24 protein-coding genes are annotated in these 23,486 nt (G+C 68.4%); 16 read left to right on the forward strand and 8 right to left on the reverse strand.

What is annotated here, in order from left to right; all coding sequences use genetic code 11:
- Positions 1 to 38 precede the first annotated feature (38 nt).
- Both AB0J95_RS46100 and AB0J95_RS46105 read right to left on the reverse strand, forming a co-directional pair.
- Positions 39 to 1,007, reverse strand: coding sequence for a HAMP domain-containing sensor histidine kinase (locus AB0J95_RS46100; protein ID WP_364772500.1), 969 nt, complete (start codon positions 1,005 to 1,007; stop codon positions 39 to 41).
- Positions 1,004 to 1,687 carry a response regulator transcription factor gene (locus tag AB0J95_RS46105; RefSeq protein ID WP_364772502.1) on the reverse strand — a complete coding sequence of 228 codons (684 nt, stop codon included), beginning with the start codon at positions 1,685 to 1,687 and terminating at the stop codon, positions 1,004 to 1,006. The genes AB0J95_RS46100 and AB0J95_RS46105 overlap by 4 nt, the downstream gene beginning before the upstream one ends.
- A 150-nt stretch (positions 1,688 to 1,837) precedes the next feature.
- Here AB0J95_RS46105 and AB0J95_RS46110 point away from each other — a divergent pair, with 150 nt between their 5' ends.
- Positions 1,838 to 2,767, forward strand: coding sequence for a superoxide dismutase (locus AB0J95_RS46110; protein WP_364772504.1), 930 nt, complete (start codon positions 1,838 to 1,840; stop codon positions 2,765 to 2,767).
- A 174-nt stretch (positions 2,768 to 2,941) separates the two neighbouring features.
- A complete protein-coding gene (locus tag AB0J95_RS46115; protein WP_364772507.1) occupies positions 2,942 to 3,406 on the forward strand; it encodes a DoxX family membrane protein in 465 nt (154 codons plus the stop codon).
- A 65-nt stretch (positions 3,407 to 3,471) separates the two neighbouring features.
- Here the strand turns inward: AB0J95_RS46115 and ilvD are convergent, their stop codons facing one another.
- The 3 genes from ilvD to AB0J95_RS46130 form a co-directional block, all read right to left on the reverse strand.
- Positions 3,472 to 5,136 (reverse strand): dihydroxy-acid dehydratase, encoded by a 1,665-nt coding sequence (ilvD, locus tag AB0J95_RS46120; protein WP_364772509.1) that lies wholly within the window; start codon positions 5,134 to 5,136, stop codon positions 3,472 to 3,474.
- A 103-nt stretch (positions 5,137 to 5,239) separates the two neighbouring features.
- Complete coding sequence (locus AB0J95_RS46125) at positions 5,240 to 5,728, reverse strand: DUF1707 domain-containing protein (RefSeq protein ID WP_364772512.1); 489 nt, start codon at positions 5,726 to 5,728, stop codon at positions 5,240 to 5,242.
- Between the two features lie 10 nt (positions 5,729 to 5,738).
- Positions 5,739 to 6,677, reverse strand: coding sequence for a helix-turn-helix domain-containing protein (locus AB0J95_RS46130; RefSeq protein WP_364772515.1), 939 nt, complete (start codon positions 6,675 to 6,677; stop codon positions 5,739 to 5,741).
- A gap of 73 nt (positions 6,678 to 6,750) precedes the next feature.
- Between AB0J95_RS46130 and AB0J95_RS46135 the strand changes: the two genes are divergently transcribed.
- The 6 genes from AB0J95_RS46135 to AB0J95_RS46160 all read left to right on the forward strand — a co-directional run bounded on the left by AB0J95_RS46135 (position 6,751) and on the right by AB0J95_RS46160 (position 11,245).
- Positions 6,751 to 7,182 carry a tautomerase family protein gene (locus tag AB0J95_RS46135; RefSeq protein WP_364772518.1) on the forward strand — a complete coding sequence of 144 codons (432 nt, stop codon included), beginning with the start codon at positions 6,751 to 6,753 and terminating at the stop codon, positions 7,180 to 7,182.
- Positions 7,183 to 7,191: 9 nt separating this feature from the next.
- Positions 7,192 to 8,085, forward strand: a complete 894-nt coding sequence (gene xerD, locus AB0J95_RS46140) for a site-specific tyrosine recombinase XerD (protein WP_364772520.1) — start codon at positions 7,192 to 7,194, stop codon at positions 8,083 to 8,085.
- Positions 8,086 to 8,125: 40 nt separating this feature from the next.
- Positions 8,126 to 8,440: a metalloregulator ArsR/SmtB family transcription factor gene (locus tag AB0J95_RS46145; RefSeq protein WP_364772522.1), complete on the forward strand. Its 315-nt coding sequence runs from the start codon at positions 8,126 to 8,128 to the stop codon at positions 8,438 to 8,440.
- 764 nt (positions 8,441 to 9,204) lie between these two features.
- Positions 9,205 to 10,092 (forward strand): ParA family protein, encoded by an 888-nt coding sequence (locus AB0J95_RS46150; protein ID WP_364772775.1) that lies wholly within the window; start codon positions 9,205 to 9,207, stop codon positions 10,090 to 10,092.
- Positions 10,089 to 10,409 carry a hypothetical protein gene (locus AB0J95_RS46155; RefSeq protein ID WP_364772524.1) on the forward strand — a complete coding sequence of 107 codons (321 nt, stop codon included), beginning with the start codon at positions 10,089 to 10,091 and terminating at the stop codon, positions 10,407 to 10,409. Before AB0J95_RS46150 ends, AB0J95_RS46155 begins: the two co-directional genes overlap by 4 nt.
- Positions 10,406 to 11,245, forward strand: coding sequence for a segregation/condensation protein A (locus tag AB0J95_RS46160; protein ID WP_364772527.1), 840 nt, complete (start codon positions 10,406 to 10,408; stop codon positions 11,243 to 11,245). The genes AB0J95_RS46155 and AB0J95_RS46160 overlap by 4 nt, the downstream gene beginning before the upstream one ends.
- 32 nt (positions 11,246 to 11,277) lie before the next feature.
- Here the strand turns inward: AB0J95_RS46160 and AB0J95_RS46165 are convergent, their stop codons facing one another.
- Entirely contained in the window at positions 11,278 to 12,180 is a 903-nt protein-coding gene (locus tag AB0J95_RS46165; RefSeq protein WP_364772529.1) for a hypothetical protein, read from the reverse strand.
- On the opposite strand from AB0J95_RS46165, the gene scpB reads away from it, so the two are divergent.
- From scpB to AB0J95_RS46180, 3 genes are read left to right on the forward strand one after another with little or no spacing between them, the layout of a single operon-like run.
- Positions 12,136 to 12,822, forward strand: a complete 687-nt coding sequence (gene scpB / locus AB0J95_RS46170; protein ID WP_364772531.1) for an SMC-Scp complex subunit ScpB — start codon at positions 12,136 to 12,138, stop codon at positions 12,820 to 12,822. The two genes, AB0J95_RS46165 and scpB, sit on opposite strands and share 45 nt — an antisense overlap.
- A complete protein-coding gene (locus AB0J95_RS46175) occupies positions 12,815 to 13,564 on the forward strand; it encodes a pseudouridine synthase (protein ID WP_364772534.1) in 750 nt (249 codons plus the stop codon). Before scpB ends, AB0J95_RS46175 begins: the two co-directional genes overlap by 8 nt.
- Positions 13,561 to 14,574, forward strand: coding sequence for a dihydrofolate reductase family protein (locus AB0J95_RS46180; protein ID WP_364772537.1), 1,014 nt, complete (start codon positions 13,561 to 13,563; stop codon positions 14,572 to 14,574). Before AB0J95_RS46175 ends, AB0J95_RS46180 begins: the two co-directional genes overlap by 4 nt.
- Here the strand turns inward: AB0J95_RS46180 and AB0J95_RS46185 are convergent.
- Positions 14,555 to 15,034: a protein-tyrosine phosphatase family protein gene (locus AB0J95_RS46185; RefSeq protein WP_364772777.1), complete on the reverse strand. Its 480-nt coding sequence runs from the start codon at positions 15,032 to 15,034 to the stop codon at positions 14,555 to 14,557. The genes AB0J95_RS46180 and AB0J95_RS46185 overlap by 20 nt on opposite strands.
- 352 nt (positions 15,035 to 15,386) lie before the next feature.
- Here AB0J95_RS46185 and AB0J95_RS46190 point away from each other — a divergent pair, with 352 nt between their 5' ends.
- Positions 15,387 to 17,003 carry a glycosyl hydrolase family 18 protein gene (locus AB0J95_RS46190; RefSeq protein WP_364772540.1) on the forward strand — a complete coding sequence of 539 codons (1,617 nt, stop codon included), beginning with the start codon at positions 15,387 to 15,389 and terminating at the stop codon, positions 17,001 to 17,003.
- A gap of 53 nt (positions 17,004 to 17,056) precedes the next feature.
- Here the strand turns inward: AB0J95_RS46190 and AB0J95_RS46195 are convergent, their stop codons facing one another.
- Complete coding sequence (locus AB0J95_RS46195; protein WP_364772542.1) at positions 17,057 to 19,852, reverse strand: tetratricopeptide repeat protein; 2,796 nt, start codon at positions 19,850 to 19,852, stop codon at positions 17,057 to 17,059.
- 170 nt (positions 19,853 to 20,022) lie between these two features.
- On the opposite strand from AB0J95_RS46195, the gene AB0J95_RS46200 reads away from it, so the two are divergent.
- From AB0J95_RS46200 to AB0J95_RS46215, 4 genes are all read left to right on the forward strand, one after another.
- On the forward strand, positions 20,023 to 21,108 hold the full coding sequence (locus tag AB0J95_RS46200; RefSeq protein ID WP_364772544.1) for an FAD-dependent oxidoreductase: 1,086 nt from the start codon (positions 20,023 to 20,025) through the stop codon (positions 21,106 to 21,108).
- A gap of 76 nt (positions 21,109 to 21,184) precedes the next feature.
- Complete coding sequence (locus AB0J95_RS46205; protein ID WP_364772547.1) at positions 21,185 to 21,547, forward strand: hypothetical protein; 363 nt, start codon at positions 21,185 to 21,187, stop codon at positions 21,545 to 21,547.
- Positions 21,548 to 21,566: 19 nt separating this feature from the next.
- Positions 21,567 to 22,577, forward strand: a complete 1,011-nt coding sequence (locus tag AB0J95_RS46210; RefSeq protein WP_364772548.1) for an LLM class flavin-dependent oxidoreductase — start codon at positions 21,567 to 21,569, stop codon at positions 22,575 to 22,577.
- A gap of 67 nt (positions 22,578 to 22,644) precedes the next feature.
- Entirely contained in the window at positions 22,645 to 23,427 is a 783-nt protein-coding gene (locus AB0J95_RS46215; RefSeq protein WP_364772550.1) for an MBL fold metallo-hydrolase, read from the forward strand.
- The last annotated feature ends 59 nt before the right edge of the window (positions 23,428 to 23,486 follow it).

Consider the following 23,486-nt stretch of genomic DNA (forward strand, 5'->3'; position numbering starts at 1 on the left):
ATTACTCCATGGTGAGAAAACTGTGGGGGGTAAGGCTTTTACTGCGGCAGGGTGACGCGGATGGTGGCCGGTTCGACCACCCGGATGTCGCCGCCGTGCAGGTCGACGACCCAGCGCGCGATGGCCAGGCCGAGCCCGGTCCCGCCGCCGGCCCGCTCGCCGCGCACGAACCGCTGGAACACGCGTTCCCGGTCGGCGGGCGCGATGCCCGGGCCTTCGTCGCGCACGTCGATCACGAGCGCGTCGGCCGAGATCCGGGCGCTGACAAAGACTTCGCCGCCCTGGGGACCGTGCCGGACCGCGTTGTCCAGCAGGTTCCAGACGACCTGGTGCAGGCGTTGCCGGTCGGCGTAGACCTTCCCGGGCGTGACGTCCACGGTGAACCGTGCGCCTCGGCCGGAGACCTCAGCCTCCGCGACGACTTCGGTCAGCATCGACTCGATGTCGAAGTACTCGCGGTCCAGCGGCGTGACCCCCGCGTCCACTCTGGACAGGTCGAGCAGCTCGGTCACCAGGCGCCCCAGGCGTTCCGTCTGCGCGAGGGCGGTCTTGAGCGTGGCCGGGTCGGGTTCGGCCACCCCGTCGACGACGTTCTCCAGCACTGCTTGGAGCGCGGAGATGGGTGTGCGCAGCTCGTGGGAGACGTTCGCGATCAGCTCACGGCGTTGCTGGTCGGCCGCGGCCAGGTCGGCGGCCATCTTGTTGAACGCACGGGCCAGTTCGCCGACCTCGTCGCGGGAAGTCGCCCGCACTTCACGGGTGTAGTCGCCGCGGGCCATTGCGCGAGCCGCCGCGGTCATCTGGCGCAACGGTTTGGTCATGCCGTGCGCGAGCAGCTGGGAGGTGACCAGGCCGAGGCCGATGGCGATCATCGAGGTGTACGTCGGCAGCCAGCCCATCCGCAGCCAGAAGTAGCCCAGCGCGGTGGCCCCGGCGCCGGCCACCAGCAGGCCGATCTTGAGCTTGATCGACCGGATCGGGTCCAGCGGCCGCGGCAGGCTCTTCATCGGGGCACCTCCAGGGCGTAGCCGACGCCGTGCACGGTCCGGATCAGGTCGGCGCCGAGCTTGCGTCGCAACGCCTTGATGTGGCTGTCCACGGTCCGCGTGCTCGCCGACTCGTTCCAGCCCCACACCTCGGTGAGCAGCCGGTCGCGGGGAACGACCGCGCGCGGCCGGCCGGCGAGGTGCACCAGCAGCTCGAACTCGGTCGGCGTGAGGTGGGCGGGTTCGCCGGCCCGGTGCACCCGCCGTTCCACCGGGTCGATCTCCAGGTCGCCGAGGACGATCTTCGCCGCGGCCTGCTGGGTGTTGCGGTCGACCCGGCGCAGCAACGCGTGCACGCGAGCGGCCAGCTCGCGGATGGAGAACGGCTTGGTGATGTAGTCGTCCGCGCCGACCGCCAGGCCGACCAGCAGGTCCGTCTCGTCGTCCCGGGCGGTCAGCATCAGCACTGGTACCGGCCGGTGCGCCTGCACGCGGCGGCACACCTCCAGGCCGTCGAAGCCGGGCAGCATCAGGTCCAGCACGATCAGGTCCGGCGCGGTCTCGACGGCCTGCCGGACCGCCGACGGCCCGTCGGCCGCGATGTCCACCTCGTAACCCTCCGCGCGCAGCCGCGCGGCCACGGACTCGGCGATCGCCGGCTCGTCCTCGACCACCAGGATCCGTCTGTGCCCCTCAGCCATGCCGCCGAGGGTAGGCGTGATCTATGGAGAGGCGACGGGCGAGATGTGAATGTCTTGTGCAGCCTGTCGGTTTCCTGTCGATCCTCTCCGGGTGCGCAGGGGGTGCGAAAGACTGCGGTCAGTGAAGCGGACAAAACGATTGGAGTGAGCATGTCCCGAAGATTCAGTGTGCTGGTCGCGGCCGCGCTCGGGGTGAGCCTCCTCGGCGCCGGCCAGGCGGCCGCCACGGAGTCCGGCCGCGCGTTCCCCACCGAGTTCGCTCTGCCCAACGGGTTCATGCCGGAGGGGATCGCCATCGGCGACGGCCCGACGGCCTACTTCGGCTCGCGCGCGGACGGGTCGCTGTTCCGCGTGAACCTGCGCACCGGCAAGGGAGAGGTGTTCAGCAAGGGCCCGGGCACCCCGTCGACCGGCCTCAAGGTCGACTCGCGGCACCGGCTGTTCGTGTCGGGCGCGTCCGGCGGTGACGCCCGCGTGGTCGACGCCCGGTCGGGAAAGGTGTTGGCCAGCTACAAGTTCGCGGCCACCGACACGTTCGTCAACGACGTGATCGTGACCGACCAGGCGGCCTGGTTCACCGACTCGCGCAAACCGTTGCTGTACAAGGTGGCGCTGGGCCGGCACGGCTCGCTGCCGTCGACGTTCGAGACCCTGACGCTGACCGGTGACATGGTGTTCACGCCAGGTGTCACCAACGCCAACGGGATCGCGACCACCCCCGACGGCCGCGCGCTGCTGATCGTGCAGTCGAACACCGGCAAGCTGTTCAGGGTCGACCCGCGTACCGGCGTCACCAAGGAGGTGAACCTCGGCGGCGAGGTGCTCACCGCGGGCGACGGGCTGCTGCGCGAGGGCAATTCGCTGTTCGTCGTGCAGAACCGGCTGAACACGGTCGCGAAGTTCCGGCTCGACCGCACGGCCACCACCGGGACCCTGGTCGCCAAGGCCACGGATCCGCGCTTCGACGTGCCGACCACGGTGGCGTCCTTCGGCCATCGCCTGTATCTGCCGAATGCGCGGTTCAGCACACCGCCGACCCCGGACACGCCGTACAACGTGATCGCCATACCGCGGCCCTGATCGACAATTCACACGTGAGTGGTCGTACCGTTCTTGACCGGTGCGGCCACTCACTACTTTGTTCGGGGGTGGAAGTACTCAGGTGTCTTGACCGGCATGGTTTCCCGGTTCACCCTGCAGAACAAGTTCGCACTGGGCGGAGTGTGAAAAGCAGCGGAAAAGAAGGACCACGCCATGGACAAAGCCACCGCCCACAAATCCCTCACCGACATCCTGCCCGACCTTGACTCGCGCCTCGTCAGCCACCTGCGCCGAATCAGTCTTCCCCTGCTGCGCGGTGCCATCGGCATTGTGTTCGTCTGGTTCGGCGCCCTCAAAATCGCCAACAACTCCCCGGTCGCCGATTTCGTCGCCAACACCCTGCCCTGGCTCGACCGCGCCTGGCTCGTTCCCGCTTTAGGCATCCTCGAAATGGCCCTCGGCGTCGCCATCATGACCGGGCGCTTCACCACAATCGTCTGCGCCGCCCTCATCGCTCATCTCACCGGCACGTTCCTCGCCCTGATAACCCAGCCCACAACCACCTTCCAGCACGGCAACATCTTCCTGCTGACCACCGAGGGCGAGTTCGTCGTCAAGAATCTCGTCTTCATCGCCGCCGCCCTTGTTCTCGCGGCCCGCTTCCACAAAGCGAGATAACGAGGTTTCCCTTCTTTGGCGCGTGGGGCGGGTCGATTGTGACATCGACCCGCTGCCCATTTGACTCAGGAACAGATGGCGCCCTGGGCGGCCGAGCCGACCAGGCGGGCGTACTTGGCGAGGACGCCGGTGCGCCGCTGGGGTTCGGGTGCGGACCAGGATTGGCGGCGCCGGGTGAGTTCGGCGTCCTCGACGTTGAGAGTCAGGGTGCGGGTCTGCATGTTGAGGGTGATGGGGTCGCCGTCCTGGACGAGGGCGATGGGGCCGCCGTGGGCCGCTTCGGGGGCGACGTGGCCGATGCAAAGGCCGGTGGTGCCGCCGGAGAACCGGCCGTCGGTGACCAGGAGGACGTCCTTGCCCAGGCCCGCGCCTTTGATGGCGCCGGTGACCGCCAGCATTTCGCGCATGCCAGGGCCACCGCGGGGGCCTTCGTAGCGGATCACCACGACGTCACCGGCCTTGAGGGTTGGCAGGGCGTCCATCGCGGCTTGCTCGCCGTCGAAAACCCTTGCGGTGCCGTTGAATTCCGTGGAGTCGAAGCCCGCGCTCTTGACCACCGCGCCGTCCGGGGCGAGGGAGCCGCGCAGGATGGTCAGGCCGCCGGTGGGGTGGATCGGGTTGCTCAGCTTGCGCAACACCTCGCCGTCCAGGGCGGGTGGGTCGAGCTCGGCGAGGTTCTCCGCCAGGGTCCTACCGGTCACGGTCAGGCACGAACCGTTCAGCAAACCGGCGTCCAGCAAGGCTTTCATCACCACGGGCACACCACCGACGCGGTCGACGGCGGTCATCACGTGCCGGCCGAACGGCTTCACGTCCGCCAGGTGTGGCACGCGGTCGCCGATCCGGGTGAAATCGTCCAGGGACAACGGGACCTCGGCCTCGTGCGCGATCGCCAGCAGGTGCAGCACCGCGTTCGTCGACCCGCCCAGCGCCATCACCACCGCGATCGCGTTCTCGAACGCCTCCCGGGTCATCACCTGTCGCGCGGTGATGCCCTTGGCCAGCATGCCGACCACCGCTTCGCCGCTCGACCGGGCGAACCTGTCGCGGCGGCGATCCACCGATGGGGGACTCGCCGACCCGGGCAGTGACATGCCCAGCGCCTCGGCCGCGCACGCCATGGTGTTCGCCGTGTACATCCCGCCGCACGCGCCCTCACCAGGGCAGATCGCGCGCTCGATCTTGTCGACCTCCTCGCGTGAGATCAGCCCCCGCGCGCACGCGCCCACCGCCTCGAACGCGTCGATGATGGTGACCTCGCGCCCGTCGACCGTGCCCGGCAGGATCGACCCCGCGTAGAGGAACACCGCGGCCACATCGAGCCGCGCGGCCGCCATCAGCATCCCCGGCAGGCTCTTGTCGCACCCGGCCAGCAGGATCGCGCCGTCCAGCCGCTCGGCCTGCATCACCGTCTCCACCGAGTCGGCGATCACCTCCCGCGACACCAGCGAGAAGTGCATGCCCTCGTGGCCCATGGAGATCCCGTCGGACACCGAGATCGTGCCGAACTCCATCGGGAACCCGCCGGCCGCGTGCACGCCCTGCTTACCCGCCTGGGCGAGCCGCTGCAGCGAGAGGTTGCAGGGAGTGATCTCGTTCCAGGACGAGGCGACCCCGATCTGGGGCTTGCCGAAGTCCTCGTCACCCATCCCGACCGCACGCAGCATTCCCCGCGCTGCGGCCCGCTCCAGGCCATCCGTGACATCCCGGCTCCGCGGCTTCATGTCCATCCCGCAGACCCTAGTGCGGGGTCTGCGTAACCGCACGAACATCTCCCGCCGGGACGGGTCCACCGCCGATCCCGGTGGTGCGTCCACTTTGGCCGGTGGGGGGTCAGCCGCGCAGCCTGCGCCCGTCGCCGTCGGTGCCACCGGTGACGAGCAGGATGATCGCGTCGATCCAGCACCACAGGACGCCGACGCCGAAGAACGCGGTGATCAGCTGCGCCACCCCGGTCGCCGTGTCGCCCATGTAGAACCGGCCGATCCCGAACGGCAGGAACAGTTGCAGCACGCCCGCGGGGACCTTGTGCCGGCTGGACAACTGCTGGTCGTACGGCACCGGCGGCGGCAGGTTGTACGGCACCGGCGAAGGCGTGCCGTAAGGGATTGGGGGCGGCGGTGCCAGGAAGGACGGGTGGGGCTGGGGCAGGTCCTCGAACAGCGGCTCGACGTCGGCCCTGGTCTCGGCCTGGACGGCCTTGGCCACGCGCTGGTCGTACTCGTCGACCGGCAGCCGCCCGGCGGCGAAGTGCTCACCGAGGGCCTGCAGGGCGTCTTCGCGTTCCTGCGTGCCGATGCGCAGCCGGGAGGGGTCCGTCACACCCGCAACATTACTGCGCGCGGAACTGGCTGGGAGTGCGTCCGGTCGTCTGCTTCACCAGCCGGTACAGCGAAGCGGCATCCGCCAGGCCGACCGAGTGCGCGATGTGCAGGGCCGGCTCCCGAGAGGTGCGAAGCTTCTCCAGCGCCACCTGCAACCGGATGTGCTGGACGAGCTGCATTGGCGACCTCCCGGTGACCGCGGTCGTCCGGCGGCTCAGCGTCCGCGCGCTCACCCCCGCCTCGGATGCAAGGTCCGCCAACGTGATCGGCTCGGTCAGGTTGGCCAGGACGTACGACTCGATGGCCGCGATCTCCGGCGAGGCGGCGTACCCCGACGCGGTCACGAAGTCCGCCTGGGACAGCCGGCGTTCGAAGGCCAGCCGGTTGGCGACCGCACGGGCGAGCGTGCCGTGGTGGTGTTCCACAATGGCCAGCGCCAGGTCGATCTGGGAGAACGAGGCGCCGCCGGTCCAGGTGCGGCCGTCCTGGACCACCATCCGGTCGGCGTCCACGCGGGCCAACGGAAACAGTGTGCCGAGCAGCCCGGCGAGCCACCAAGTCGTTGTGCAGGAACGGTTGTCCAGCGCCCCGGCCCGGCCGAGCACGAACGTCGCCGTGCACGCGCCCACCAAAGTGCTGTGCCTGGCGCCTTTCAACCAGTCCGCGACCACTTCGATGTCCGGCTCGGCGAGGCGCTCGGTCATCAGCTCGGGGGTCGTCGCGCCGATGCCGGGCACGACCACCCACGGCGCCGGTGCCGCTTCGCTGAGGTCCTCCACGGCCAGGCGCAGGCCGCCGCGGAGCCGGATCGGTTCGCCGTCCACGCCGAGGCAGCGGATCTCGAACGCAGTGTCGCCAAAGAGTTTGTTGGCCGCGTCGAAAACGTCGAACACCGCGCCCACCCCGCTCGGCGACCCGTTCGCCATCGCCACGACATCCACCTTCATGCTGGCCATATTCGCACGAATATTGTCTATCTCGCCATCGGTGGCGAACCGCTGCGGCTTCTAGCGTTGACGCATGCCATTGATCACCATCCGCGCCACACCCGGCGCATTCACCGCTGAGAGCAAGGCCCGCCTGGTCGAGGCCATCACCAACGCGGCCTGCGAGGCCGAGTCGCTGCCCGCCGCCAACCGCGTTCGCACCATCGTCATCTGGGAGGACCTCACGGACGTCTACCTCGGCGCCCAGCCCGCGCAGGAGCTGGCCCGGTTGCTGTTGCTGGACTTCGTGGCCAGTGACGGTGTGCTCGACCCGGTCCGCCGCGAGGCGTTCGCGCACGACGTGCACTGGGCCGCGCTGGGCGAACCCGCGGACGACCGTCCGGTGAAGACGTCCGTGCTGTTCCACGACGTTCCCGAGGGCCGGTGGGGCCGGGACGGAACGATCATGCGGCTGCCCGCGATGGCCGCCGCTGCCGGATTCGAACACCTGAAGGGTCTTGCGTAGGCTCGCGAAATGTCCGTCGAGGCCGTCATCGCGGGTTATCTGGACCACCTCGCCGTGGAACGGGGCACCGCGCGCAACACCCTCGACAGCTACGCCCGTGACCTCCGCCGTTATGCGGAACACTTGGGCGACACCAGGTTCGACGCGGTCACCGAGGCGAACGTCGCCGAGTTCCTTGCCGTGCTGCGGGAAGGCGACCCGGACCACCCGCCGCTGGCCGCGTCCTCCGCCGCCCGCGCGTTGATCGCGGTGCGCGGCTTGCACAAGTTCGCCATGCGCGAGGGCATCACCGAGCACGACCCGGCCCGCGAGGTCAAACCGCCGCAGACGCCACGAAGGCTGCCGAAGGCGTTGCCCGTGGACGATGTGCTGCGGCTGCTGGACTCGCCGAGCGGCCTGCGCGACCGGGCGTTGCTGGAGTTGCTGTACTCCACCGGCGCCCGGATCTCCGAGGCGGTGGGCCTGGACATCGACGACGTCGACGTCGAGCAGCGGACGGTTCTGCTGGACGGCAAGGGCGGCAAGCAACGGCTGGTCCCGGTGGGACGGCCCGCGCTCGCCGCCCTTGACGCGTACCTCGTGCGCGAACGCCCGGCGCTGGCCACGCGCGGCCGTGGCACGCCGGCGATCTTCCTCAACCACCGCGGTGGCAGGCTGTCACGCCAAAGCGCGTGGCAGGTGCTGAAGGATTCCGCCGAACGGGCAGACATTCACTCGTCCGTGTCGCCGCACACCTTGCGTCACTCTTTTGCCACACATCTCCTGGAGGGTGGCGCCGACGTTCGGGTGGTTCAGGAACTTCTCGGTCACGCCTCCGTAACCACAACGCAGATCTACACGCTAGTAACGGTGAACACCCTGCGCGAGGTGTACGCGACCGCACATCCTCGTGCCAACGGTTGAAACCGCCTAACCTGTGACAAAACGGAAGGTGTGATGTGGGGTGGAGGATCAGACTGGCAGTCAGCTGGAGCTGACCGCTGTGTTGCACGCCCTCAGCGACCCGACCCGGCTGGCGGTCGTCGCCCAGCTCGAACGCGTCGGCGAGATGTCGTGTGGCTGCCTCGCCGTCACCGTCGCCAAGTCCACCCTGTCGCAACACCTTCGCGTGCTCAGAGAAGCGGGCGTGACGCACACCCGCCCGGACGGCAACCAGCGCTGGCTGTCGGTCCGCCGCGAAGCGCTGGACAGCCAGTTCCCCAACCTGCTCGACGCCGTTCTCGGCGCCTACTCGGGCTCGGTCGCCGTCCCGGCCTGATAAACCAGAAATAAGGGTCCCCTCGGCGAGGCGCGTTGCTGCTGAGGATGGGCCGCCTTAGGCTGCCGCCAGACCGGACGACAAGGAGCTAGGTCGGCATGTCGACATTCGAGTCAGCGGCGCAGCCTTACGGCGTGCCGGGGCACGCCTCGGCATCGCCTGCTCAAAATCCGGCATATCCGACGGCCTCGGCGCCGCAGCCACAGTACGAGCAACCTCAGTACCAGCAACCGGCGCAGCCGCCTTACCGCCCGGTCGAGCAATCTCAGCCGCAGTACGAGCCGCCTCCGGCGCCGGGTCACCAGCAACCAGCGCAGCGGCCGGAGTACGAGCAGCCCGCGCCGCAGTACCAACAGCCGCAGTACCAACCTGCGCCGCAGCCTCCCGAGCGCGAGCAGCAGTACCAGCAATCCGCGCAGCCGTACCGGCCGGTCGAGCAATCCCAGCCGCAGTACCAGCCGCCGCCCGGCTACCAGCAACCCGCGCCGCAGCCCGAGTACCAGCCGCAGCAGCGGCCTGAGTACCAGTCTGACCAGCAGGCGCCCCAGTACCAGCCGCAACCACAGCCGCGGCAACCCCAGTACCAGCAGCCGCCTGACCAACAGGCGCAGCCCGAGTACCAGCAACAGCCGGAATCCCAGGCGGGATACCTGCAGCCTGCGCCGCAGCCCGGGTATCAGAGCCCCCCGGCTGATCCTGTTCCACCGCCGCAACCGCGGGTCACCACTTCGGCCCCGCCCCGACCCAGCGAGGACGAGCTGAGCATCCCGGCCAAGGCCGCACCGGACACCGACGAGGACGACCCGTCGACCGGTCCCGAGGGCGCGATCGGTCCCACCGGTCGCCCCAAGCGGCATGTGCCCGAGCCGGGTGTCCTGCAGCGGCACGGGCCGGCCAAGGTGCTCGCGATCTGCAACCAGAAGGGCGGCGTCGGCAAGACCACGTCGACCATCAACCTCGGCGCGGCGCTGACCGAGTTCGGCCGCAAGGTGCTGCTGGTCGACTTCGACCCGCAGGGCGCGTTGTCGGTCGGCCTGGGCATCCCGGCGCACTCGCTCGAGCAGACCATCTACAACGTGATCATCGAGCGGTCGGTGAGCATCGACGAGGTGGTCATCAACACCACCGTCGAGGACATGGACCTGCTGCCGAGCAACATCGACCTGTCCGCCGCGGAGGTCCAGCTCGTCGCCGAGGTCGGCCGCGAGCACACGCTGCTGCGGACGCTGCGGCCGGTGCTGGACAAGTACGACTACATCCTGGTCGACTGCCAGCCGTCGCTGGGGTTGCTCACAGTGAACGCCCTGGCCGCCGCCGACGGGGTTCTCATCCCCCTGGAGTGTGAGTTCTTCAGCCTGCGTGGTGCCGCGCTGTTGATCGACACCATCCAGAAGGTACGCGAACGGCTGAACCCGAAGCTGGAGATCACGGGCATTCTCGCGACCATGTTCGACCCGCGTACTCTTCACTCCCGCGAGGTAATGGCCCGCGTTGTGGAGGCGTTCGGGGATATCGTGTTCGACACCGTGATCAACAGAACCGTCCGCTTTCCGGAGACCACGGTCGCCGGTGAGCCGATCACCCGCTGGGCGCCGAGGTCGGCCGGAGCGAAGGCCTACCGCGCGCTCGCCCGAGAGGTGATCGCCAGGTGACCCGTCGCGCCCCGTTGCCGGGCGCGGCCGAGCTGTTCCGCCAGACCACACCACCGGTGGTCCCGGACACCCGTCCCAAGGTGTCCCGAGGCGGCTCGCCGCGCCAGAAACACGACACGAAGATCACCGTTTACGTGTCCGACGAGGAGCTGCTCGCGCTGGAGCACGCCCGGTTGTCGCTGCGGGCCAAACACGGCCTGGGCGTGGACCGCGGCCGCGTTGTGCGCGAAGCTATCGCGGTGCTGCTGGCTGACCTGGAGGAGTACGGCGAGGACTCGATGCTGGTTCGCCGGCTTCGCCAGGAATCCGGGCAGTGACCCCGCCGCTGGTCGAGGAAGGCAACGGCAGCCCGAAGTTCACCGTCCGGCTGTCGAACTTCGAGGGCCCCTTCGACCTGCTGCTGCAGCTGATCTCGCAGCACGAGATGGACGTCACCGAGGTCGCCCTGCACCGGGTGACCGACGACTTCATCGCGCACATCCGGTCGATGGGCAGCGACTTCGACCTCGACGAGACCACCGAGTTCCTCGTGGTCGCGGCGACCCTGCTGGACCTCAAGGCGGCCCGGCTGCTGCCCGCGGGCGACGTCGAGGACGAGGAGGACCTGGCGCTGCTGGAGGCCAGGGACCTGCTGTTCGCGCGGTTGCTGCAGTACCGGGCGTACAAGCAGGTCGCGGCCCTGTTCGCCGAGCTCGAGGCGGGTGCGCTGCGGCGCTACCCCCGCTCGGTCGCGCTGGAGGAACGGTTCACCGCCCTGCTGCCCGAGGTGATGATCGGCGTCTCCCCGGAGAAGTTCGCCGAGATCGCCGCCGCCGTGTTCCGCCCCAAACCCCCACCTATCGTGTCGCTGTCGCACGTCCACATGCGGCGCGTGTCGATCCGCGAGACCGCCGCCATCCTCAGGGTGCGCCTGGCCGCCCTCGGCGTGGCCACCTTCGCGGACCTCGTGGCGGACGCGGAGGACGTCACCGAGAAGGTCGCGAGGTTCCTGGGTCTGCTCGAGCTCTACCGTGAGCAGGCCGTGCTGTTCGAACAGGACGAACCACTCGGCCCCATGCGGATCACCTGGACCGGCGGCACCCTCGAGGAAGCCAAGGCCCACCTCGAAGCATTCCGCGCCACCACCGACACCGAGGAAGAGGAGTACGGGTGACCACCCCCGAGGAACAAAAAGCCAGACTGGGGTCACCCGAGGATGCCGAGCTCCATCAGGCCGACACAGCACCCATTGAGGACGCTCCGCAGGCTGACACCGAGCCCGGCATGGAGACCCACGACAGCGCGGCGCCGACCGCCGCTGCGGACCTGGGATCCGTTGTCGACGGCGAGCCTGAGGTGGTGGCCGGGGGTCTGGAGGGCGCAGCTCCGGGTGAGCCCGCCGATGCCGACAGCGCCGAACTGCCGGTCGACGCCGGGACTGAGGGGCCTGCGGCGTCCGCCGATGAGACCGAGGGCGAGCTGGAGCCCGGTGCCGAGACTTCGGCTACCGATGATCCCCAGGTAGCCGGGACCGCGCTTGAGGATGAACTCGCGGAGGCCGGTCGTGGCTCGGAGAGTGCCGCCGAGTCGCTGGACGGCACTCCGGAAGCCGCAGCCGCGGAGCCGGGTGACGGTATGTCGAGTGATCCCTGGGAAGCCGCAGCTGTCGCGCCCGAGCGTGCCGCCGAGGCTGAGCTGGGCGTTGATGATCGGCAGGTAGGCGAGGCTGGTCCCGGGCTCGGGGATGAGCCTGCGGAGGCCGTTGGCGACTCGGAGAGTGCCGCAGAGGCCGAGCTGGGTGATCATGATCGGCGAGTAGGCGAGGCCGGTCCCGGGCTCGGGGATGAGCCTGCGGAGGCCGTTGGCGACTCGGAGAGTGCCGCAGAGGCTGGCGCCGAGTCGCTGGGCGGCGCTCAGGAAGCTGCCACCGAGCCCGGGCATGTCGCCGATGCCGAGTCCGGCGCTGACTTGGCGGGCGCCCGGGAGGCTGCCGCCGACGAGCCCGAGCCAGTCGCCGCAGCCGAGCTGGAGCCTGGTGGTGAGTCTTCGGCTCCTGAAGCCGCTGTGCTGGGCGGTGATGCCGAGTCGGCGCCCGACGAAGGCGGCCACGAAGCTGTGGCCGTCGAGTCCGACCAGGTCGCTGCGGCGGCGCTGGAAGGCGAGCCCGGCGGCGACGATGAGGGGATTACTACCTCTGACCTGCCGGATCTGACCGAGGACTCGGCTCTCACGGCGGCTCTGGAGGCGCTTCTGCTCGTGGTCGACAGTCCCGCCGAGGACGAGACCCTGGCCGATGCGCTCGACCAGCCGGTCCAGCGTGTCCGCGAGGCGCTCGTCGCGCTCTCCGCGCACTACCACGAGAACGACCGCGGTATTGATCTCCGCAATGTGGGTGGGGGGTGGCGGTTTCATACGCGGGACACGTTCGCGCCGTTCGTCGAGAAGATGCTGCTGGGTGGGCAGCGGGCGAAGCTGACGCGGGCGGCGTTGGAGTCGTTGGCGGTCATCGCGTACCGGCAGCCGGTGACCCGGGCGCGGGTGGCGGCGGTTCGTGGGGTTAACGTTGATGGCGTGATCCGGACCCTGGTCACCCGGGGGTTGATCGAGGAGAGCGGCACCGACCGGGAGACCGGTGGCATCCTCTACCGGACGACCGAGTTGTTCCTGGAGCGGTTGGGGCTGTCCTCGCTGGAGGACCTGCCACCGATCGCGCCCCTGTTGCCGGAAGTGGATGCGATCGACGATGTCTGAGAGCCCGGAGGGTGTCCGGCTGCAGAAGGTGCTGTCCAAGGCGGGGGTGGCCAGCCGGCGGGCGGCGGAGGACCTGATCGCGGAGGGCCGCGTCAGTGTGGACGGCGAGGTCGTGCGCGAGTTCGGCCGCCGCGTGGACCCGAGCAACGCGGTGATCCACGTCGACGGCGTGCGGGTGGTGCTCAACGAGGACCTGGTCTACCTGGCGTTCAACAAGCCGCTGGGTGTGCACAGCACGATGACCGACGACCGCGGGCGCCCGTGTGTCGGCGACTACGTGCACAAGTACGAGCGCAACGCCAACGCGGGCATCTTCCACGTCGGGCGCCTGGACGCGGAGACCGAGGGCCTGCTGCTGCTCACCAACGACGGCGACCTCGGCCACCGGCTGATGCACCCCTCCTACGAGGTGCCCAAGACCTACCTCGCCGAGGTGCGCGGACCGGTCGCCCGCGAAGTCGGCCGCCAGCTGCGCGCGGGCGTCGAACTCGAGGACGGCATCGCCAAGGCGGACAACTTCAAGCTGGTCGACTCCACCCCGGGCAAGGCGATCGTGGAGATCGTGCTGCACGAGGGCCGCAAGCACATCGTCCGCCGGCTGCTCGCCGAGGTCGGCCACCCCGTCGACCGGCTGGTGCGCACCGCGGTCGGCGACATCCGGCTGGGCAACCAGCGGCCCGGCACCATGCGCGCGCTGACCAGGGACGAGGTCGGATCCCTGTTCAGGGCGGTCGGCCTGTGAGGCCGTACACGATCCTCAGCTGCGCGATGTCGATCGACGGCTACATCGACGACGCCACCGGGCAGCGGCTGATCCTGTCCGGCGACCGGGACTGGGACCACGTCGACGAACTGCGTGCCACCAGCGACGCGATCCTGGTGGGCGCCAACACGATCCGCGCCGACAACCCCCGCCTGCGGGTCCGGTCCGGGCAGCGGCGGGCCGACCGGGTCGCGAAAGGACGGCCGGAGAACCCGTTGCGGGTCACCATGACCACCCGCGGCCTCGACCCCGAGGCAGCGTTCTTCGCCGACGACAACCATGTCGTGTACACGGATGCTCCCCTGTCCAAAGTGGTCGAAGACCTGTACGGCCGGGGCGTGCGGCGGTTGATGGTGGAGGGCGGGAGCTCCGTCCACACCGAGTTCCTGGCGCAGGGCCTGGCCGACGAGATCCGGCTCGCGGTCGCGCCGATCCTGGTCGGCGACCACCGGGCGCCCCGGTTCCTCAACGACGCCGACTTCGGCAAGGACCGGATGGTGCTGCGCGGGGTCGAGCAGGTCGGCGATGTCGCCGTGCTGCACCTGTTCCCGGACCCGGACCGGTTCTGGCTGCGGGAGTGCATCGAGGAGTCCCGCAAGTGCCCGCCGTCCGACACGGCTTTCCCGGTCGGCGCGGTGATCGTGGACGCCGAGGGACAGGAGATCGCGCGCGGCCACTCCCGCGAGTTCGACATGATCGGGCACGCCGAGGAGAACGCACTGTCCAAAGTGGACTTGAGCGATCCCCGGTTGCGCACGGCGACCATCTACAGCTCGCTGGAACCCTGCAGTACCAGGAAGTCCCGGCCGCGCTCGTGTTCACAGTGGATCATCGAGGCGGCCATCCCCAGGATGGTGTTCGCGTTGCGTGAACCATCCCGCTTCGTGGTCGGCGAGGGCGCGGAACTCCTTGCCGGGGCGGGGATCGCGGTCGTCGAACGGCCGGACCTCGCCGACGAGGCGCGCGCGGTCAGCCCGCTGTACTCCTAGCGATCCACTTGCGCTGCCAAGGGGTCTCGACCGCGCGATGGTGGTAGTTCGCCCTGGTCCACGCCAACGCCTCTGTCGGTGTTAGCCCACCTAGCACTGCTAGCGTCGCTATCACTGTTCCGGTCCGGCCAACCCCGCCGCCACACGCCACTTCCACGGCCTCACCTGCTTGGGCTCGCTTGTAGAGCCCGCGAACCAGCACGATCGCCTGCTCAGAATCCTTGGGTAGCAAGAAATCCGGCCACTCAACCCAGTCATGTGCCCACCCGATCGGGTGTTTGCGCCGCAACCGCCCCGACCCCAGATACAGCCCATACCCGGGAACGGGCCCCTCGGGCATCGGATTGCGCAACCCCCGCCCACGCACCCAAGTCCCATCGGGAAGCTGGATCGCCCCAGTCAGCTCACTCACGAACCCTCCACGCCAGAACGGCGGAGACAGAAGAAAGGCGCACCACATCGCGCCGGATGACCCGAACCTACCACGCCGCCGCACGGAAGGTCCCGCCGTCGCGATGGATCAGGTTGACGTGATGGGGTGCAGGAGGCCGATGAGGGAGTCGCTCGGTTCCCGCCCAGCAGTGCCGGTGTTGACAACGCTGTTGACAGCGGGATTTCCGATGCCGGGAACCGCCCGCCCTGGTGGGTAGCTGACCAAGTGGGGACCCCGGGTGGCCTGGGATTTTCATGGTGATGAACGGATTTTCATTACTCCATTCGGGTAACGGAGTGGTCTAGACCCTTGCTTTCGAGTGGTCCAAACCACATCGTTCCTTGCATCGCTCTCTACCCCTGCCTTGAAGAGGAGACCGATGTTCAAGTCCCGATGGGCACCCATAGGTTTATTCGCCGCGCTCGTGGCGCTCGTCGTCGGAATCGTCGTCGTGCCCGCCGCGAACGGGGCCGGTGGCGTCTCGGCCACCTTCAGCAAGGGATCCGACTGGGGATCCGGCTACGAGGGCAAGTTCACGATCACCAACGGCAGCAGCTCGGCCCGCACGTCGTGGCAGGTCGAGTTCGACCTGCCGGCCAACCACCGCATCTCGTCGCTGTGGGACGGCAGCTACACCGCCAGCGGCCAGCACGTCACCGTCAAGAACACCTGGAACGGCAGCATCGCCGTCGGTGGCTCGGCGAGCTTCGGCTTCAACGTCGCCTACTCCGGCACCTACGCGGCTCCGGCCAACTGCAAGCTGGACGGCGGTTCCTGCGACGCCGGTGGCACCACGCCGCCGACCGACCCGACGACCCCGCCGACCGACCCGACCACGCCGCCCACCACCCCGCCGACCGACCCGCCGCCTCCGCCCGGTGGCCGCGTCACCCTGGGCTACTTCGCCCAGTGGGGTGTCTACGGCCGGCAGTACTTCGTCAAGAACATCGAGACCAGCGGGACGGCCGCGAAGCTGACCCACATCAACTACGCCTTCGGCAACGTGACCAACGGCCAGTGCGTGCTCGGTGACACCTACGCCGACTACGACATGGCCTACACCACTGCCAACAGCGTTGACGGTGTCGCCGACACGTGGGATGCAGGCGCCCTGCGGGGTAGCTTCAACCAGTTGCGCAAGCTGAAGAAGCTGCACCCGGGTCTGAAGGTGATCTTCTCCTTCGGCGGCTGGACCTGGTCCGGCGGCTTCGGCCAGGCAGCGGCCAACGCGACCGCGTTCGCCAACTCCTGCTACAACCTGGTCGAGGACCCGCGCTGGGCCGATGTGTTCGACGGCATCGACATCGACTGGGAGTACCCGAACGCGTGCGGCCTGAGCTGCGACTCCAGCGGCCCGGCGGCGTTCAAGACGCTGATGCAGGCCCTGCGCAACCGGTTCGGCCAGAACTACCTGGTCACCGCGGCGATCACGGCCGACGGCTCGAACGGCGGCAAGATCGACGCGGCCGACCACGGCGGCGCCTCGCAGTACGTCAACTGGTACAACGTGATGACCTACGACTACTTCGGCGCGTTCAACCCGCAGGGCCCGACCGCCCCGCACTCGCCGCTGACGTCGTACACCGGCATCCCGCAGGCCGGCTTCAACTCCGACGCGGCCATCCAGAAGCTCAAGGGCAAGGGCGTGCCGTCGAACAAGCTGTTGCTGGGCATCGGGTTCTACGGCCGTGGCTGGACCGGCGTCACGCAGTCCACGCCGGGTGGCACCGCCACCGGGGCCGCGCCGGGCACGTACGAGGCCGGTATCGAGGACTACAAGGTCCTCAAGAACACCTGCCCGTCGACGGGAACCATCGCCGGTACCGCGTACGCCAAGTGCGGCAACAACTGGTGGAGCTACGACACACCGGCCACCATCGGCGGCAAGATGACCTACGTCAAGAACCAGGGCCTGGGCGGCGCCTTCTTCTGGGAGCTGTCCGGCGACACGACCAACGGTGAGCTGATCACGGCTCTGCGCGGTGGTCTCAACTAGTTAGTCGAACTCATCAGTCCACCTCGTGAGTGTGCCGGCAGCACCCGGCACACTCACGAGGTCTCCAGCACCAGCCGGATCGACTCGGCCCCGGGCACGCCCAGCTCCGTGTAGAGCCGGATCGCCTGCTCCCAGTGCTCCCGGCAGGTTCGCAGGTCACCCAGGTCGTGATAGGCCCAGCCCAGGCCGTCGTGGGCGCGCGCCTGGCAGATCAGCAACCCGGTCTCCTGGCCGATCGCCAGCGCCTCGCGGTGGTGCGCCAACGCCGATGCCGCGTCTCCCGCTCGCCGCGCGGCGACCCCCATGCTGTTGCGGACCTCCGCCTCCTGGTCGCGGTAGCGCGCGGACAACGCGATGTCCAGCGCCGACTCCAGGTGCTCGATGGCCCGCTCGTACTCGCCGAGCCTGGTGAAGATCGCCCCGAGGTTCTCCAAGGCGCTGCCCTGCAGGTACATCGAGTCGATGGCCTCGTAGATCGCCAGTGCCTGCTTGAAATGCGTGATCGCGTCCTCGTGCCGGCCCTGGTCGGCCAGCTCGATGCCGATGTTGTCCAGCGCCATGCCTTCCAGCGCCCCGGTCGCGGTCTCGCGGCCGACCGTGGCGGCGAGTTCGTAGTAGTGCATGGCCTCGTCGGTCTCGGCCCGCCAGGACAACGCCATCCCGAGGCTGTTGAGCGCATGTCCTTCCAGCAGCCGCATCCCGGTCTCCTGGAACACCTCGATGGCCCGCTTGATGTGGTCGATGGCGTCCTCGTAGCGGCCGAGCCGTTCGAACGTCATGCCGAGGCTGTAGATCGCGCGGCCCTCCAGCACGCGGTCCCCGGCGGCTTGCGCGGCCTGCAAGGCGTTGGTGTGCAACGTCATCGCGTCGTCGTGGTGTCCGCGCAGGTAGAGGAACCGCCACAGGGACGACGAAAGCAGGCTCGTGTACTCCCGGTGTTCGGTGACGGCGGCGGCCAGCAGGTTCGGGCGTTCGGTCTCCAGCCACGCCAAGGCCGTGTCGTAGCTGGTGAACTCCGGGACCGGCGTGGACGAGGGGTCCACTTCGACGCGGCGATGGCGTTCGTGCGGCGCGATCGCGTCCATCGCGACGGAGGCCGCGTGCAGGTAGAACTCCAGCAGCCGTTTGTGAGCCGCGTCCTCGTCGGGATCCTCGAGCTGCGAGGCATAGGCGTGCAACAGGTCGTGCAGGCGGTAGCGCCCGGCGGTGGGCTGGAGCAGCAAATGCGCGTCGAGCAGGCTCTCCAGCAGGCGATCCGCCTCGGTCAGGCTGAGGTCGCCCAGCGCTGCCGCCGGGTAGACGTCGAAGTCCGCGCCCGGAACCCGGCCGAGCAGCCGGAACATCCGCTTCTGGCCGGCGTCGAGCTGTTGGTACGACAGGCTGAACGCGGTGGCGACGCTGTGGTCGTCGGACTGCAGCTCGGTCAGTTGCCGCTGGTCACGCAGGCGCCCGGCCAGGTGCGTGACCGTCCATGTTGGACGGTGCTGCAACCTGGCCGCGGCCAGCCGGATCGCCAGCGGCAGGTACCCGCACAGCCGCAGGACGTCGCTGACCGCAACGGGTTCCGCCGAAGTCCGGGTCTCGCCGACGACGCGCGCGAACAACTCCCGCGCCTCACCTGCGGAAAGCACGTCCAGTGAGCGCACGAACGCGCCGTCGAGCCCGGTCAGCCGCTGGCGGCTGGTGATCAGCACCAGACAGTCGGCCGTGCCCGGCAGCAACGGCCTGACCTGCGCGGTCTCGGCAGCGTTGTCCAGCACGATCAACATCCGCTGACCGGCGAGCTTGGCCCGCCACAACGCGGCTCGTTCCTCGGTGTCGTCCGGGATCGCCGCTCCGGCAACGCCAACAGCCCGCAACAGCTTGTCCAGCGCGGCTCCGGGCGTGAGCGGCTTACTCCCTGGGGTGTACGCGTGCAGGTCTAGAAACAGCTGCCCGTCGGGATAACGCGGGGCCAATTGGTGCGCGAGGCGCACGACGAGCGCGGTCTTGCCGATCCCGGCCATGCCGTCGATGGCCGCGACCGAGCCGGACTGTTCGACGCTTCTGAGCAGGTCACGCAGTTCGCTGGTGCGGCCGGTGAACTGGCGGACGTCCCTGGGCAGCTCGAACCGGCCGGCCGGGGTGACGCTGTTGGTCAGGATCTGCTGGCGCAGCTCGGTGAGCTCGGGGCTGGGGTCGATGCCGAGCTGGTCGGCCAGGGCGCGGCGGGTCTCGTCGTACACCGCGAGGGCGCGCGACTGCCGCCCGGACCGGTGCAGGGCCTGCATCAGCTGCCCGGCCAGGCGTTCGTCCAGCGGGAACTGCGCGGCCCGCGCGGACAGCTCGGGCACGCGGCCGATGCCTTGGGACAGCTCGAGGTCGTTGCGGTCCAGCTCGGCGGCCAGCCGCTGCTGCTCCAGGTCCTCGCGTTGCGCGACCAGCCACGGCGAGGTCAGCCCGGCGAACGGCTCGCCGCGCCAGAGCCCGAGCGCCGCCTCGAACAGCCCGATATCCGATTTCTCGCGCGCCTGGGCGATCAGCCGGGAGAACCGGTGCAGATCGACCGCGTCCGGATTGACACTCAACACATATCCGCCGGACCGGCGCACGATTGTCACACCGGTGAGCGCCTGGCGCAGCCGGGAAAGATAGCTGTACAGCGATTCCCGCGCGCTGTTCGGCGCGCGTTCACCCCACACCCGGTCCACCAATTGATCGACCGGCACGGGATTGTTCAGCTCGACCAGTAACACCGCGAGCACAGAGCGTTGCCGCGCATGCCCGAGGTCGGCCGGGATGCCGTCGATCCGGGCTTCGACCTCACCCAGAACCCGGAACTCGACGGGGATGCTGTTGTCTGCGGACACTTCGGTCCCGTCGCCGATTCAAGATGAATACAAGGTTTCTCCATGATGGCACGGACACACTGGACACCGGCGGGAAATACCCGTTTCGGCGGGCCTCGTGAGTTTGCGCTGGGGGTACTCACGGGGACACCCGCTGGCGCTCTCGCTGCGGGCACGGCAAGGTGAATGCCATGCGTGTGATCGTGGTCGGTGCCGGGATCGTGGGTGCGGTGACCGGGTACCGCCTCGCCGCCGAGGGCGCTGAGGTGCTGGTGGTGGACGCCGACCGGCAGGGACAGGCCACCGCGGCAGGGGCGGGGGTCGTGTTCCCCTGGCCGGTCGGCCCCACCGGCACCGGGGCGAAGGAGTTCTGGTGGGCGGCCGCGGCCCGCTATCCGGTTCTGCTTTCCCAGCTGGCCGCCGACGGTGAGCCGGACGCGGGATATGCGCGGGTCGGCGCGATGACCGTGACGACCGAGGAAAGCGGGCTGGACCCGAGAATTCTTCATGAAGCGCGTGACCGTGATCCGTCGGTGGGCGAAATCGAAGTGCTTCCCGCCGGTGAACCCGCCCGGCGCTTTCCCGGATTGCGGGATGATCTGGCCGGGGTGTTCGTCAGTGGCGCCGGCCGGGTCGATGGGCGTTTGATGCAGTCCGCATTACTGCGGGCGGCCGAACGTTATGGCGCTCGGCAGATTGGTGGGGATGCGTCACTGGTCACCGCGGGTACTCGCGTGACGGGGGTGGAAATCGACGGTGAGGTCATTGGCGCGCATGCGGTCGTCGTCGCGGCGGGTGCCTGGACCAACGACTTGTGCGGGCCGTTGGGGATCGCTGTTCCGGTCGAACCGCAGCGCGGTCAGATCGCGCACCTGTCCCTGTCCAATGTGGACACTTCTGCCGTGCCGGTGGTCCGGACCTTCAGTGACCACTACATGTTGGCTTTCCCTGGTGGGAAGGTCGTTGTCGGGGCGACTCGGGAGACCGGGGCTGGGTTCGCGTACCACAAGACAGCCGGTGGCGTGCGCAAGATCCTGGACGACGCGTTGAGTGTGGCTCCGGGGCTGGCCGACGCGGTGCTGGAGGACGTGCGGATCGGGTTCCGGCCGCTGAGCACGACCGGCAAGCCCATCCTGTGCTCGCCGCGAAACGGCCTGGTGATCGCCACCGGACTGGGCGCGAGTGGCCTCACGTTGGCGCCGTTGGCGGGCACTGTGGCCGCCGATCTCGCCTTGGGGCGTACGCCTTCGGTGGACATCTCGGCGTTCGGGCTGTGAAAGTTCCGTGGCAGCACGGTGAAAGGACCGGCCGATAGTGTCCTTCGTGGACTGATCTCCACGAGAGGACTGAGGAATGGCCAAGTTCGGCGTCCGGATCATCACCAGCGTGGTGGCGGCCGTGGCCTTGGGGGCCTCGCTGCTCACGGGCACTGCGTCCGCCACCACCGACAGCTACGCCAACTGCCCGTACGGGCGGGCGTGCCTGTTCAGCGGCACCAACGGAAGCGGCGGGATGTGGTACCCACTCGGTTGCGGGACCGTGGACCTGCGCAACTACGGGGTCGGTGACTGGGCCCGGTCATACCGCACCTACGGCAACAGGATCCGGTTGTCCTCGTATGGTGACACCGTGGGCTACGAGTACCCGGCTTGGAGCCAGAACAACTTCGGCACGGCCCAGCAGGCGGTTTTCGATTTCATGACCGTGGTCTGCTGATTCGCGTAGCCTCGCTGGTGTGCGGATCTCGGTGCTGGACCAGTCGCCCCTGGTCTCCGGGGGAACACCGGCGGACGCGCTGCGCAACACGATCGACCTCGCCCGGCACGCCGACCGGCTCGGTTACCACCGCTACTGGGTGGCCGGGCACCATTCGATGGTGTCCCACGGCAGTCCGGCCCCAGAGATCCTGGTGGGGCGCCTGGCGATGGAGACCAGCGGGATCCGCGTGGGCTCCGGGGGAGTCCTGCTTTCGCTGTACCAGCCGCTGAAGGTCGCCGAGGTCTTCCGGACCCTGCACGTGTTGTACCCGGACCGGGTCGATCTCGGGATCGGGCGGTCACCCGGTGGGCTGCCGTTGGCTGCCAAGGCTCTCGGCCAGCAGCGGCTGCCCACCGAGGCGGAGTTCCAGGCCAAACTCGGCGACCTGCTGGGCTTCCTGCTTGGTTTCCCCCCGGAGCACGAGTTCGCGGATGTCGACGTGATGCCATCCTCACCGGGGGCTCCGCCGGTGTGGTTGCTCGGGTCCAGCACCCAGAGCGCTCTTATGGCTGCTGCCAACGGGTTGCCGTACTCGTACGCGCATTTCATCAACCCTGGCGGGACTGTTGAGGCGATCACTGCGTATCGGTCGTCGTTCCGGCCGTCGGTGTACGCGTCTTCGCCCCAGGTGATCCTGGGCATTGGGGTGTACTGCGCCGAGACCTCCGCGGAGGCGCAGCGGATTTTCGCCACTCAGCGGCTGTTCCGGCGGTGGGCCGTGGAGAACCATCTCAGTCGGCTGCCGAGCCCCGCTGAGGCTTTGGAAGCGTTGACGACCGGCGCGGATCCTTTGGCAGACGAGCATTTTCCGTGGCCTCGGTATGCTGTTGGGGCGCCGGATGAGGTGCATGCCCAGATCTCGGCTATGGCTTCTTCTTTGGAGGTCGACGAGGTCATCGCGATGGCGAGTATTCACGATCACAAGGCTCGCGTTCGTTCGTATGAACTACTTGCTGAGGTTTTTCGGTTGCCTGCTATGAAGTTCTGAGCTGTTGTCTGGTGGCGACCGGAGAATATAACCGGCTACCTGGACACAGAACCACTGGGGTCCGCGCATGCATCCTGACAGGCTGGACCGCGGCCATCCGTTCCGGCAGTGGAAGACGTGGCGGATCCCCGGTACTTCGGTGACCCTCACCGGCTACTCCCGCGCCAACGACAAAACCTTCTTCCACGTTCCCGAACTCCGGTGCGCCCTGGATGCGGATCTGGTCGAAGGCAGACAGGTGGACACCGTCCTACTCACCCATACCCACCACGACCACGTGAAAGACTTGGACTTCCTGGCCGCCAAAGCAGGTACAGACATCTACCTTCCGGCCGCGGCCCTTTCGGACACGCGCGCCTACCTGGACGCATCCTTGCGGCTCAACCACGGTGCTGCCTACGACCCTGGACTTGTCGGCTACCGCCTCCATGGTGTCGGGCAGGGAGATGAGTTCCAGCTCGGGCGGCATCGCGTTCGGGTGGCCGAGTGCCGGCACAAGGTTCCGTGTGTCGGCTATGCCCTTTCAGAAGTCGGGAAGGTGCTGCTGCCCGAGCACGCCACACTCAAGGATTCTTTGCCGGCCAAGGAGTTCGGTAAACTCATGGCGGAGAAGCGCAAGGCGGGTGTTCCGATCGACCAGGAGGTGCGGCGGCCCCTGTTCGCCTTCCTCGGCGACACCCATCCAAGCGTGTTCTACCGGAATGACTGGCTGTTCGACTATCCGGTCATCATCACCGAGGGCACCTACCTGCATGACACCGAACTTGAACGCGCCGAGCGAGTGGGCCACACGGTGTGGAGCAAGCTCAGGCCGTATGTCGAACAAACCCGAACACTCTGTTCGTGCTGACCCACTTCAGTCTCCGGCATTCCGACCGCGAAGTCCTCGAGTTCTTCAAGGATCACGCC

It is taken from the genome of Actinocrispum sp. NPDC049592 (genome assembly GCF_040675465.1).
Taxonomy (GTDB): Bacteria; Actinomycetota; Actinomycetes; order Mycobacteriales; family Pseudonocardiaceae; genus Kibdelosporangium.

What these genes read in the sequence shown, in the direction of transcription:
- AB0J95_RS46100 (WP_364772500.1), bottom strand. Translation starts at nt 1,007, where the DNA reads ATGAAGAGCCTGCCGCGGCCGCTGGACCCGATCCGGTCGATCAAGCTC.
- AB0J95_RS46105 (WP_364772502.1), bottom strand. Translation starts at nt 1,687, where the DNA reads ATGGCTGAGGGGCACAGACGGATCCTGGTGGTCGAGGACGAGCCGGCG.
- AB0J95_RS46110 (WP_364772504.1), top strand. Translation starts at nt 1,838, where the DNA reads ATGTCCCGAAGATTCAGTGTGCTGGTCGCGGCCGCGCTCGGGGTGAGC.
- AB0J95_RS46115 (WP_364772507.1), top strand. Translation starts at nt 2,942, where the DNA reads ATGGACAAAGCCACCGCCCACAAATCCCTCACCGACATCCTGCCCGAC.
- ilvD (WP_364772509.1), bottom strand. Translation starts at nt 5,136, where the DNA reads ATGGACATGAAGCCGCGGAGCCGGGATGTCACGGATGGCCTGGAGCGG.
- AB0J95_RS46130 (WP_364772515.1), bottom strand. Translation starts at nt 6,677, where the DNA reads ATGAAGGTGGATGTCGTGGCGATGGCGAACGGGTCGCCGAGCGGGGTG.
- AB0J95_RS46135 (WP_364772518.1), top strand. Translation starts at nt 6,751, where the DNA reads ATGCCATTGATCACCATCCGCGCCACACCCGGCGCATTCACCGCTGAG.
- xerD (WP_364772520.1), top strand. Translation starts at nt 7,192, where the DNA reads ATGTCCGTCGAGGCCGTCATCGCGGGTTATCTGGACCACCTCGCCGTG.
- AB0J95_RS46175 (WP_364772534.1), top strand. Translation starts at nt 12,815, where the DNA reads ATGTCTGAGAGCCCGGAGGGTGTCCGGCTGCAGAAGGTGCTGTCCAAG.
- AB0J95_RS46185 (WP_364772777.1), bottom strand. Translation starts at nt 15,034, where the DNA reads ATGTGGTGCGCCTTTCTTCTGTCTCCGCCGTTCTGGCGTGGAGGGTTC.
- AB0J95_RS46190 (WP_364772540.1), top strand. Translation starts at nt 15,387, where the DNA reads ATGTTCAAGTCCCGATGGGCACCCATAGGTTTATTCGCCGCGCTCGTG.
- AB0J95_RS46200 (WP_364772544.1), top strand. Translation starts at nt 20,023, where the DNA reads ATGCGTGTGATCGTGGTCGGTGCCGGGATCGTGGGTGCGGTGACCGGG.
- AB0J95_RS46205 (WP_364772547.1), top strand. Translation starts at nt 21,185, where the DNA reads ATGGCCAAGTTCGGCGTCCGGATCATCACCAGCGTGGTGGCGGCCGTG.
- AB0J95_RS46215 (WP_364772550.1), top strand. Translation starts at nt 22,645, where the DNA reads ATGCATCCTGACAGGCTGGACCGCGGCCATCCGTTCCGGCAGTGGAAG.